4 protein-coding genes (1 of these 4 running past the window's edge) are annotated in these 12,428 nt (G+C 70.0%); all 4 read left to right on the top strand.

Annotated elements, in window-relative coordinates; translation table 11 throughout:
• Positions 1-12: 12 nt before the first annotated feature.
• On the top strand, positions 13-888 hold the full coding sequence (locus D7Y15_RS05300) for a tetratricopeptide repeat protein (protein ID WP_121751881.1): 876 nt from the start codon (positions 13-15) through the stop codon (positions 886-888).
• Entirely contained in the window at positions 888-1,022 is a 135-nt protein-coding gene (locus tag D7Y15_RS46360) for a hypothetical protein (RefSeq protein WP_255429453.1), read from the top strand. The genes D7Y15_RS05300 and D7Y15_RS46360 overlap by 1 nt, the downstream gene beginning before the upstream one ends.
• 66 nt (positions 1,023-1,088) lie before the next feature.
• The gene (locus D7Y15_RS05295; protein WP_199745884.1) at positions 1,089-2,033 is read left to right on the top strand and encodes a 5'-nucleotidase; all 945 of its coding nucleotides are present in this window, start codon (positions 1,089-1,091) and stop codon (positions 2,031-2,033) included.
• A gap of 317 nt (positions 2,034-2,350) precedes the next feature.
• Positions 2,351-12,428: the start of a non-ribosomal peptide synthetase gene (locus tag D7Y15_RS05290; RefSeq protein WP_148712696.1), read on the top strand. Its footprint extends 19,148 nt past the window's final position; only the first 10,078 of its 29,226 coding nucleotides appear in the window; it begins with the start codon at positions 2,351-2,353; its stop codon lies off the right edge, out of view.

Raw genomic sequence — 12,428 nt, 5'->3', positions numbered from 1 at the left:
GATGCGCGGCCCATGCGCAGGCTCGTGCTCTTCGCCCTGTTGACCGCCGCCGTTCCCGGCTGTTTCTACCCCGCCGACCGCGGCCGTGCCCTGGAAGCCAAGGTGGACCGGCTGGGCGCGGACAACGCCAAGCTGGCCACGGAGCTGAAGGAGGCGCGCGACCAGCTCGCCGTCACCCAGCCGAAGCTCGACGAGAAGATCGCCCAGGTGACGCAGGCCCTGCAGAGCCTGGACACCGCCGCGCGCCGCAAGGACGCGGACATCGGCGTGCAGTTCCAGAAGACGGTGGAGGACCTGGCGCAGCTGCGCGGCCAGGTGGAGACGTACCTCTACAAGATTGGTGAGCTGGAGGCCGCGCTCGGCAAGAGCACGGAGGAGACCAACCAGCGGCTGCTGGCGCTCCAGGGCACGGAGGCGGTGAAGGAGGCCGAGGCCAAGAGGAAGGCCGAGGAGCTCCAGCGCCCCACGACCGCGAAGGACTTCATCGCGCTCGCGCAGGACAAGGCGAAGGCCGGCGACACGTTGATCGCGCGCCAGCTCTACAACGAGTTCGTGAAGAAGTGGCCCAAGGACGCGCTCGTGGGCGAGGCCCACTTCGGCCTGGGTGAGACGTACTTCACCGAGTCCAAGTGCCGCGAGGCCCTCTTCGAGTACGGCAAGGTGGTGCAGGACCACACGAAGACGCCGTCCGCGCCGGATGCGTACCTGCGCTCCTCCGACTGCTTCCTGAAGCTGAAGATGAAGGAGGAGTCGAAGCTGGCGCTGGAGGAGCTGGTGAAGAGCTACCCCAAGTCGGACGCGGCCAAGACGGCGAAGACGAAGCTGGTGGAGCTGGACAAGAAGCCCGCGCCCGCGCCTGCCCCCGCGCCGAAGAAGGCGAAGAAGTGATGAGCCCCCGCGCTCCCCGGCTCGCCGCCCTGGCGCTGCTGTTGCTCCTGCCGCTGGTGGCGGGGGCCGCGCCGAAGAAGCTCGTGCTGCTCTTCACCGGAGACAACGGGGGCGAAATCGCCCCCTGTGGTTGACGACACAACCCGTCTGGCGGTCTGGCCAGACGAAAGACGGTCCTGACGGAGGAGCGCGTGAAGGGCGTGCCGGTGCTCGCACTGGACGCTGGCAACGCGCTCTTCAAGACCCTGGTGGATGGCCAGGAGGCGAAGCTTCGCGCGGAGCTGCTCCTGGAGCAGCTGGACGCGCAGGGCTACGCGGCCATGGCCGTGGGCCAGCGCGACCTCGTGCTGGGCGTGGACTTCCTGAAGAAGAAGACGAAGGGCGCGAAGCTGAAGCTCGTGTCCGCGAACCTCGTGGACGCGAAGGGACAGCCGCTCTTCCCCGCGTCGGTGGTGACGACGGTGGGCGGGCTGAAGGTGGGCATCATCGGCGTGTCCCCGGCGTCCGCGGACCCCAAGGCTCCGGCCGGCGGCTCCGAGGGCACGGCCTTCCTGCCCGAGGGTGTCCGGGGCCTGCCGGTGGGCCCGGCAGTGACCGCCGAGGTGAAGCGCCTGCGCCAGAAGGAGCAGGTGTCGCTGGTGGTGTTGCTCGCGGCGGTGCCCTACGTGGCGGCCGTGAAGCTGGCCCAGGGCGCCGAGGGCGTGGACTTCGTGCTGCAGTCGCACGACGGCCGGGGCGTGGGCATGGCGCAGCGCCAGGGCGTGTCCACGCTGGTACCGCCTGGAGAGCGGGGCCGCCAGGTCGCGAAGCTGGAGCTGTCCGTGGAGGGCACCGGTCCCTTCGCGGACCTGTCCGAGGCGAACCGCGCCCGGGAGAGCCAGCGCATGGTGGAGGCGAACATCGCGCGGGTGCAGGAGCGCCTGAAGGCGGAGAAGAACGAGGACGCGCGCCGCTCACTCCAGGAGACGCTGACCTCCTTCGAAGCACGTCGTGACGCCCTGGCCCGCACGGCGGCGGCGCAGGGCCCGGCGACGGGGCGCACGTACTTGCTGACGTACCTGCAGCTGGGTGCGGACGTGGCGTCGGATGCCGCCGTGCAGAAGCAGGTGGAGCGCGTCGAGCCGCCCGGCTCCGCGGGTCACTGAGCTTCCTCGCTCGTGGCCAACCCCGTCCATCCTGGGACGGGGGCGGAAACACCTGTTTCATCGCCTGTCGCGGGATGTGTCACGCCCGTTCCAGCCCTGCTGGAGAGCAGGCGGGCCCGGGGGCGTGGAACGCGTGGCAGGTCACTCTTCGACCGAATAATGTGATCAACAGGTTTCTGGCCTCCCCCACGCTGCTCGCACGACGAGTGGCAGGCCGCGCGTGATCGACATTTGCCGGCACTGACCCGAGGGCCCCGCGTCCAGATTTCCGGGCGTCCCTCCGGGCCGTGTCGCGTCCAGAGTTCGGAGTCATTTCGATGAGCAGCAGCGGTGATTTGTCGAAGCGGATCGCGAATCTGTCGCCGGAGAAGCGCGCGGAGCTGCTGAAGAAGATGGCCGCGCAGAAGCAGGCGGCGGGGACTCCGGCGCGGGCGGCGTTCCCGCTGAGGGACCGCTCGCGGCCGGCGGAGCTGTCCTTCGCGCAGCAGCGGCTGTGGTTCATGGACCAGCTGGCGCCGGGAAGCCCGCTCTACAACGTGCCCGTGGCGGTGCGGCTGGAGGGCGCGGTGGACGTGCCCGTGCTGGAGCGCTCGCTGCTCGAGGTGGTGCGGCGTCACGAGTCGCTGCGCACGACCTTCCAGGGCGGAGACAGCGGGCCGGTGCAGCACTTCGCGGACGCGCCCGTGCTGGAGTTGGATCGGACGGACGTGAGCGCGTTCTCGGCGGAAGCGCGCGAGGCCGAAGCCTGGCGCCGGGTGCGGGAAGGGGCGCTGCGCCCGTTCGACCTCGCCACGGGGCCGCTGATGCGCGCGCTGCTGGTGAAGCTGGGGGACGCGGACCACCTGATGCTGGTGGCGATGCACCACATCGTGTCGGACGGGTGGTCGCTGGGCGTGCTCGTGCGCGAGGTGGCGGTGCTGTACGCCATGTTCCTGCAGGGCCAGCCGTCGCCGTTGCCGGAGCTGGCCGTGCAGTACGCGGACTACGCGGCCTGGCAGCGGGAGACGTTGCAGGGCGCGGCGTTGGAGCGGCAGCTGGCGTACTGGCGTGAGCAGTTGTCGGGCGCACCGCCCGCGCTGGAGCTGACGACGGACAAGCCACGGCCCGCGACGCGTGGCTTCCGGGGCGCGCGCACGCCCATCCAGTGGCCGCGTGAGTTGACGGACTCGCTCCGGGCGCTGGCGCAGCGGGAGGGCGCGACGCTGTTCATGGTGCTCCTGGCCGGGTGGCAGTCGCTGCTGTCGCGCTACTCCGGGCAGGACGACGTGTGCGTGGGCTCTCCCATGGCGGGCCGGACCCGCTCGGAGCTCGAAGGCCTCATCGGCATGTTCGTCAACACGCTGGTGCTGCGCGCGCGCCTCACGCCAGAGCTGTCGTTCCAGGGGCTGGTGCGCCAGCTGCGCGAGACGATGGTGGGCGCGACGGACCACCAGGACGTGCCCTTCGAGAAGCTGGTGGAGGCGCTGCAGCCGGAGCGTGACTCGGGGCGCACGCCGTTCTTCCAGGCGATGTTCGCGCTGCAGAACGCGCCGCGAGGCCCGGTCGCCGTGCAGGGCCTGAAGCTGAACGCGATGGAGGTGGACACCCAGACCGCCAAGTTCGACCTGCTCCTCCAGCTCACGGAGGCGGAAGGGAACCTGAGCGGCTACGTGGAGTTCGACACCGACCTCTTCCACGCCGCCACCGTCGCGAGGATGGTGGAGCACCTGCGCGGCCTGCTGGAGTCCGCCGTGGCCCACCCGGCGATGCCCGTGGCCCGGCTGCCCATGGTGAAGGCCGCCGAGCGCCGCGTGCTGGCCGAGGACTGGAACCGGACGCAGGCGGCGTATCCGAGGGAGAGGCCGGTGCACGCGCTCTTCGCGGAGCAGGCGCGCAAGTCACCGGACCGGGTGGCGGTGGTGCAGGGCGTGGATGGCCGGACGCTGACGTACGGCGAGCTGGACGCGAAGGCGAGCCAGCTGGCGCACCACCTGCGCGGGCTCGGAGTGAAGCGTGGCACGCGGGTGGGCGTGTACGTGGAGCGCTCGTGGGAGATGGTGGTCGGGCTGCTCGGCATCCTGAAGGCTGGGGGCGCGTACGTGCCGGTGGACCGCAACTATCCGGCGGAGCGCATCGCGCTGCTGCTGGAGGACGCGGGCGTCGAAGTGACCCTGACGCAGCAGTCGCTGGTGGAGAAGCTGCCGGCCGGAGCGGGCACGCTGCTCTGCGTGGACGCGGCGTGGGAGTCCATCCGTCGTGAACCGGAGACGGCACCGGACGTGGAGGTGGGCGGAGAAGACCTCGCGTACATCATCTTCACGTCGGGCAGCACGGGCCGGCCGAAGGGCGTGTGCGTTCCCCACCGGGGCATCACCCGCCTGGTGCTGGGCAACGACTTCATGCGCTTCGGACCGGATGCCATCTGGTCGCAGACGGGGCCGGTGGCCTTCGACGCGTCGACGCTGGAGCTGTGGGGCGCGCTGCTGCACGGAGCGAAGCTGGTGCTGGCGCCGCCGCACGCCCTGACGCTGGAGGAGTTGAGCGCGCTGGTGAGGCAGGAGCGCGTCAGCGTCCTGTGGCTGACGACGGCGCTGTACGAGCAGATGGCGCTGCATCAGGGCGACGCGCTGGCGGGCGTGTCGCAGGTGCTGACGGGCGGTGACGTGATGCCGCTCCCTCGCGCACGGGAGCACCTGGCGCGGCTGCCGGAAGGCGCGGTGCTGGTGAATGCGTACGGCCCGACGGAGAACACCACGTTCTCCACCACGCACACGATGACGGGTCGGTCGGTGCTCGATGGGGCGGTGTCCATCGGCAAGCCGATTGGAAACTCGACGACGTACGTGCTGGACGCGCACGGAGACGTGGCGGGCGTGGGTGTCCCGGGTGAGCTGCACGTGGGCGGCGAAGGCCTCGCGTGGGGCTACCTCAACCGCGCGGACCTGACGGCGGAGCGCTTCGTCCCCCATCCCTTCAGCACGGAGCCCGGTGCGCGCCTGTACCGCACGGGCGACAAGGCCCGGTGGAGGGAGGACGGCACGCTGGAGTTCCTGGGGCGCACCGACTTCCAGGTGAAGGTGCGTGGCTTCCGCATCGAGCTGGGTGAAATCGAAGCCGCGCTCCTCCAGCATCCGGACGTGGCGGAAGCCACGGTGGTGGCGCGGGGGCAGGGCGCGGACAAGCAGTTGGTGGGGTACGCGGTCGCGAAGCCGGAGCGGACGCTCGACGCGGCGGAGCTCAAGGCGCACCTGCGGCAGCGGCTGCCGGAGTACATGGTGCCCACGGCCCTGATGTCGCTGGACGCGCTGCCCCTCAGCGCGAACGGCAAGGTGGATCGCAAGGCGCTGCCGGAGCCGGAAGCCCCGCGCTCGGAGAAGGTCTTCGAGGCGCCCCGCACGGAGACCGAAGCGAAGCTGGCGGCCATCTGGGCGCAGGTGCTGCGCGTGCCCCAGGTGGGCGTGACGGACAACTTCTTCGAACTGGGCGGCCACTCGCTGCTGGCGACGCAGGTGGCCTCGCGGATCCGAGCCGGGTTCGGAGTGGAGCTGCCGCTGCGGGAGCTGTTCGAGTCCGCCACCCTGGAAGCCCTGGCGCTCCGCCTGGAGCGAGCCACCCGCTCCGTCGCCCCGCCGCTGGTGCCCGTCTCGCGAGAGCAGCCCCTGCCGTTGTCGTTCGCGCAGCAGCGCCTGTGGTTCATCGACCAGCTGGAGCCGGGCAGCCCGGTCTACAACGTTCCGCTGGCGGTCCGACTGGAGGGCGCGCTGGACGTCGCGGTGCTCCAGAGCGCGCTGGATGCACTGGTGCGCCGTCACGAAGCGCTCCGCACGACGTTCACGTCGCACGAAGGCACGCCGGTTCAGGTGGTGCATCCGCCCTCGGCGATGCCGCTGGAGGTAGAGGACCTGCGCGGCGTCGAAGCGGGCGAGCGGGAGCAGGAGGCCCGCCGCCGGGTGATGGCGCAGGGGCTGCGGTCCTTCGACCTGTCGCGGGGGCCGCTGGTCCGCGCGCAGTTGGTGCGGTTGGAGGAGCACGACCACCTGCTCGCGCTCACGATGCACCATGCCATCTCGGATGGTTGGTCGTTGGGCGTGCTCGTGCGGGAGATCGGTGCGCTGTACGCGGCGTTCGTGCAGGGCCAGCCCTCCTCGCTGCCGGAGTTGCCGCTCCAGTACGCGGACTACGCGGCCTGGCAGCGCGGCTGGCTTCAGGGCGACGCGCTCGAACGCGAGGTGTCCTTCTGGAAGGGCCGGCTCGCGGGAGCACCCGCCGCGCTGGAGTTGCCCACGGACCGTCCGCGTCCGGCGGTGCGGGGCAACGCGGGCACGATGCACTTCTTCCAGTGGCCCCCTTCGCTGACACAGCGCCTGCGGGCGCTGGCGCAGCGCGAGGGTGCATCGCTGTACATGGTGCTGCTGGCGGGCTGGCAGGTGCTGCTGTCGCGCTACAGCGGACAGACGGACATCAGCGTGGGTTCGCCCATCGCGGGCCGGACGAGAGCGGAGCTGGAAGGGCTCATCGGCTTCTTCGTCAACACGCTGGTGATGCGCGCGCGGGTGGATGGGGAGACGTCCTTCCGTGAGTTGCTGAAGCAGGTGCGAGGCACGGTGCTGGAGGCCTACGAGCACCAGGACGTGCCCTTCGAGAAGCTGGTGGAAGCGCTGCATCCGGAGCGCAGCCTGAGCCACACGCCGCTGTTCCAGACGCTGCTGGCGCTCCAGAACGTGCCGCAGGGCGACCTGGGGCTGCCGGGCATGGCGCTCAAGCCGCTGATGATGGAGAGCCACACGTCGAAGTTCGACCTGAGCGTCTTCTTCGTGGAAGAGGGCGAAGGGCTGAGGGGCTCGGTCGAATACAGCACCGAGCTGTACGACGCCGCGACGGTGCGCCGGATGGTGGAGCACCTGAGGGTGCTGCTGGATGCTGCGATGGCGCGTCCGGAGGCCGCTGTGTCCCGGCTGCCGATGGTGGACGCGGAAGAGCGGCAGCGGATCCTCGACGGTGGCAACCGCATGGCGGCGGAGGCCGTGGGCACCACGCCGGTGCACGCGCTGTTCTCCGAACAGGCCCGGAAGACGCCGGACGCGGTAGCGATCCAGGTGCATGACGGGCGGACGTTGACGTACGCCGAGCTGGACGCGAAGGCGAACCAGCTGGCGCATCACCTGCGGAGCCAGGGCGTGAAGCGTGGCACGCGGGTGGGCGTGTACGTGGAGCGCTCTCTGGAGATGGTGGCGGGGCTGCTGGCCATCCTGAAGGCGGGAGGCGCGTACGTGCCGGTGGACCGCAACTACCCGGCGGAGCGCATCGCGCTGCTGCTGGGGGATGCGGGCGTGGGCGTGACGCTGACGCAGCGGTCGCTGGTGGAGAAGCTGCCAGCGAGCGCGGGCACGCCGCTGCTGCTGGACACGGTATGGGCCGAAGCGGCCCGGCATCCGGAGACGGCGCCGCGGGTGGAGGTCAGCGCCGAAGACCTGGCGTACGTGATGTTCACGTCGGGAAGCACGGGCCGCCCAAAGGGCGTGAGCGTGCCGCACCGGGGCATCACGCGGCTGGTGGTGGGCAACGACTTCCTGCGCTTCGGACCGGAGGAGGTCTGGCTGCAGCTGGCGCCGGTGGCCTTCGACGCCTCGACGCTGGAACTCTGGGGCGCGCTGCTGCACGGGGCGAAGTTGGTGCTGGCGCCGCCACACGCGTTGGCACTGGAGGAGTTGAGCGCGCTGCTGCGCAAGGAGCGCATCAGCACGTTGTGGCTGACCGCCGCGCTGTACGAGCAGATGGCGCTGCACCAGGTGGACGCTCTGGCCGAGGTCTCGCGAGTGCTGGCGGGCGGCGACGTGCTGCCGGCCCAGCGAGTGCGCGAGCACCTGAAGCGCCTGCCACAAGGCGCGATGCTGGTGAACGGGTACGGCCCGACGGAGAACACGACGTTCTCCGCGACGCACGCTCTCACACGCGACACGGAACTCACCGCTTCGGTGCCCATCGGCAAGCCGATTGGAAACTCGACGGCGTACGTGCTGGATCCGCACGGTGACGTGGCCGGAGTAGGCGTACCGGGTGAGCTGTTCGTGGGTGGCGAAGGTCTGGCGTGGGGCTACCTGAACCGTACAGACCTGACGGCGGAGCGCTTCGTTCCGAACGCGTTCAGCACGGAGCCCGGCGCGCGGCTGTACCGGACGGGAGACAAGGCGCGCTGGAAGGAAGACGGGACGCTGGAGTTCCTGGGGCGCACCGACTTCCAGGTGAAGGTGCGAGGCTTCCGAATCGAGTTGGGCGAGGTGGAAGCGGCCCTCCTCCAGCATCCGGGCGTGGCGGAAGCCGCGGCGGTGGTGCGCGACGTCGGCGGAGACAAGCGGCTCGTCGCGTGGCTCGTGGCGAAGCCGGGACAGAACATCGATCCGAAGGCAGTGGAAGCGGAGCTGCGGCAGCGGTTGCCGGAGTACATGGTGCCGTCGGCGATGGGCGTGTTGGAAGCGCTGCCGCTCACGGCCAACGGCAAGGTGGACCGCAAGGCGCTCATGGCGCTGGAAGCGCAGGAGGCAGGCACCGCCTTCGAAGCGCCCCGCACGGAGGTGGAGAAGAAGCTGGCGGCCATCTGGGCGGAGGTCCTGCGGGTGCCCTGGGTGGGGCTGAGGGACAACTTCTTCTCGCTCGGTGGCCACTCGCTGCTGGCGACGCAGGTGGTGTCACGGATCCGCTCGGAGTTCGGAGTGGAGATCTCGTTGCGCGTCCTCTTCGAGGCCCCCGTGCTCGAAGTCCTGGCCGAGCGGCTGGGAACGGCCGCGAGTCACCAGTCCACGGCGCTGAAGTCCGCCGCGAGTGATGAAGCGCCGCCGCTGTCGTTCGCGCAGCAGCGCCTGTGGTTCATCGACCAGATGGAACCGGGAAGCGCGATCTACAACGTGCCCGTCGCGGTCCGGCTGCGGGGCACCTTGAAGCGGGGTGCGCTCGTGCGAGCCCTGGACGAAATCGTCCGGCGCCACGAGTCCCTCCGCACGACGTTCGAGCTGCACGAGGGCCAGCCCGTGCAGCGCATCCATCCCCACGCGCGCCTGCCGGTAGCGGACGTCGACCTGGAGGGAATCGACAGCGAGCAGCGGGAGGCGGAGGTCCGGCGCCGGCTCGGAGTGGAGTTGGCGGAGCCCTTCGACCTGTACAGGGGGCCGCTCATCCGGGCGAGCCTGCTGAAGCTGGGCGTCACCGAGCACGTGCTGTTCATCACGATGCACCACATCGTGTCGGATGGCTGGTCGCTGGGAGTGCTGATCCGTGAAGTGGGGGCGTTGTACGCGGCCTTCACGGAAGGGCGTCCGTCGCCCCTGCCAGAGCTGTCGTTGCAGTACGCGGGCTACGCGGCGTGGCAGCGCGGTTGGTTGCAGGGAGAGACGCTCCAGAAGGAGGTGGACTTCTGGAGGGGGAAGCTCGCCGGGACGCCGCCAGTCCTGGAGTTGCCCACGGACCATCCGCGGCCGGCGGTGCGAGGCAACGCGGGAGCGGTTCATTCCTTCGTGCTGCCGTCATCGCTGGAGCAGGGACTGAAGGCGCTGGCGCAGCGCGAGGGCGCATCGCTGTACATGGTGCTGCTGGCGGCGTGGCAGGCGCTGCTGTCGCGCTACAGCGGACAGACGGACATCAGCGTGGGTTCGCCCATCGCGGGTCGGACGCGGGCGGAGCTGGAAGGACTCATCGGCTTCTTCGTCAACACGCTGGTGCTGCATGCGCAGGTGGACGGTGAGAAGTCGTTCCGTGAGTTGCTGACGCAGGTGCGGGGCACGGTGTTGGAGGCCTACGAGCACCAGGACGTGCCGTTCGAAAAACTGGTGGAGGCGCTGCAGCCCGAGCGCAGCCTGAGTCACACGCCGCTGTTTCAGTCACTGCTGGCATTGCAGAACACGCCCGAGGGAGAGGCGCGCCTGCCCGGGCTGACGATGAAGCCCCTGGAGCTGGAGATCCGCACGTCGAAGTTCGACGTGAGCATCTTCTTCACGGAGACGCCGCAGGGCTTGAGTGGAGCGGTGGAGTACAGCACCGAGTTGTTCGAAGCAGCGACGGTGCGCCGGATGGTGGAGCACCTGCGGGTGCTGCTGGAAGGCGTGGTGGCGAAGCCGGAGGAGGCAGTGGGCCGGCTGCCCATGCTGACGGAGGCGGAGCGCCAGCAGGTGCTGCTGACGTGGAACCCGACGGCCACGCAGTCCTCCCGTGACATGTCGGTGCACGCCCGCTTCGAGGCACAGGCGAAGCAGACGCCGGACGCGGTGGCGCTGAAGCTCGCGGAAGGGGGCGGCACGCTGACTTACGGCGAGCTGGACGCGAAGGCGAACCAGCTGGCGCACCACCTGCGGAGCCAGGGAGTGAAGCGTGGCACGCGGGTGGGCGTGTACGTGGAGCGCTCGCTGGAGATGGTGGCGGGGCTACTGGCCATCCTGAAGGCCGGGGGCGTATACGTCCCGGTGGACCGCAACTACCCGGCGGAGCGCATCGCGCTGCTGCTGGGGGATGCGGGCGTGGGCGTGACGCTGACGCAGCGGTCGCTGGTGGAGAAGCTGCCGGCGAGCGCGGGAACGCCGCTGCTGCTGGACACTGCATGGAGCGAGATCGCGCACCTGCCGACCTCGGCGCCGCAGGAAGAAGTGAGCGCGGACGACCTGGCGTACGTGATGTTCACGTCGGGAAGCACCGGCCGGCCGAAGGGCGTGAGCGTGCCGCACCGGGGCATCACGCGGCTGGTGGTGGGCAACGACTTCCTGCGCTTCGGGCCGGGGGAGGTCTGGCTGCAACTGGCGCCGGTGGCCTTTGACGCGTCGACGCTGGAACTCTGGGGCGCGCTGCTGCACGGGGCGAAGCTGGTGCTGGCGCCGCCGCACGCACAGACGCTGGAGGAGCTGGGCGTGCTGCTGCGAAAGGAGCGCATCAGCACGCTGTGGCTGACCGCCGCGCTGTACGAACAGATGGCGCTGCATCAGGTGGATGCGCTGGCGGAAGTGTCGCAGGTCCTCGCGGGCGGCGACGTGTTGCCAGCCCAGCGAGTGCGCGAGCACTTGAAGCACTTGCCGGAAGGCGCGGTGCTGGTGAACGGATACGGCCCGACGGAGAACACGACGTTCTCCGCGACGCACGCGCTCACGCGTGACTCGGCCGTCACCGCTTCAGTGCCCATCGGCAAGCCGATTGGAAACTCGACGGCGTACGTGCTGGACGGGTACGGCGGCGTGGCCGGAGTGGGCGTGCCGGGAGAGCTGTACGTCGGCGGCGAAGGCCTGGCGTGGGGCTACCTCAACCGTACAGACCTGACGGCGGAGCGCTTCGTTCCGAACGCGTTCAGTACGGAGCCCGGCGCGCGGCTGTACCGGACGGGAGACAAGGCGCGCTGGAAGGAAGACGGGACGCTGGAGTTCCTGGGGCGCACCGACTTCCAGGTGAAGGTGCGAGGCTTCCGAATCGAGTTGGGCGAGGTGGAAGCGGCCCTCCTCCAGCATCCGGGCGTGGCGGAAGCCGCGGCGGTGGTGCGCGACGTCGGCGGAGACAAGCGGCTCGTCGCGTGGCTCGTGGCGAAGCCGGGACAGAACATCGATCCGAAGGCAGTGGAAGCGGAGCTGCGGCAGCGGTTGCCGGAGTACATGGTGCCGTCGGCGATGGGCGTGTTGGAAGCGCTGCCGCTCACGGCCAACGGCAAGGTGGACCGCAAGGCGCTACCTGAAATCGCAGCGACTGCTTCGCAGCACGAGTACGAAGCGCCTCGCACGGAGTCGGAGCAGAAGCTGGCGGCCATCTGGGCGGAAGTGCTGCGCGTCCCGCGGGTCGGGGTGAGGGACAACTTCTTCGCGCTGGGCGGGCACTCGCTGCTGGCGACCCAGGTGGTGTCGCGGATCCGGAAGGAGCTGGGCGCGGAGCTGCCACTGCGGACGTTGTTCGAGGCTCCGACGCTTGAAGCCCTGGCCCGACGGCTGGAGACGGCCGAGCGTCCGCTGCCCGTGGCGCTGGAGTCGATCGCGAACGCTGGGCCGTCGCCGCTGTCGTTCGCGCAGCAGCGCCTGTGGTTCATCGACCAGTTGGAGCCGGGCTCGGCGCTCTACAACGTGCCCGTCGCGGTGCGCCTGGAAGGCGAGCTGGACGTGGGAGCCCTGGACTGGGCCCTGCGTGAAATCGTCCGGCGCCACGAATCCCTCCGCACGACGTTCGAGCTGCACGAGGGACAGCCCGTGCAGCGCATCCATGCCGACGAAGTGCGCCTCTCCATGGTGCAGGTCGACCTGGGGGCATTGGACGGCGAGCAGCGGGAGGCGGAAGTCCGGCGCCGGCTCGGAGTGGAGTTGGCGGAGCCCTTCGACCTGCAAAAGGGGCCGCTCATCCGGGCGAGCCTGCTGAAGCTGGGAGCCGCCGAGCACGTGCTGCTCATCACGATGCACCACATCGTGT

The organism is Corallococcus sp. AB030 (genome assembly GCF_003668965.1).
Taxonomy (GTDB): Bacteria; Myxococcota; Myxococcia; order Myxococcales; family Myxococcaceae; genus Corallococcus; species Corallococcus exiguus.
The sequence above is the reverse complement of the archived record's forward strand: the minus strand, read 5'-3'. Positions and strand labels throughout refer to the sequence as shown.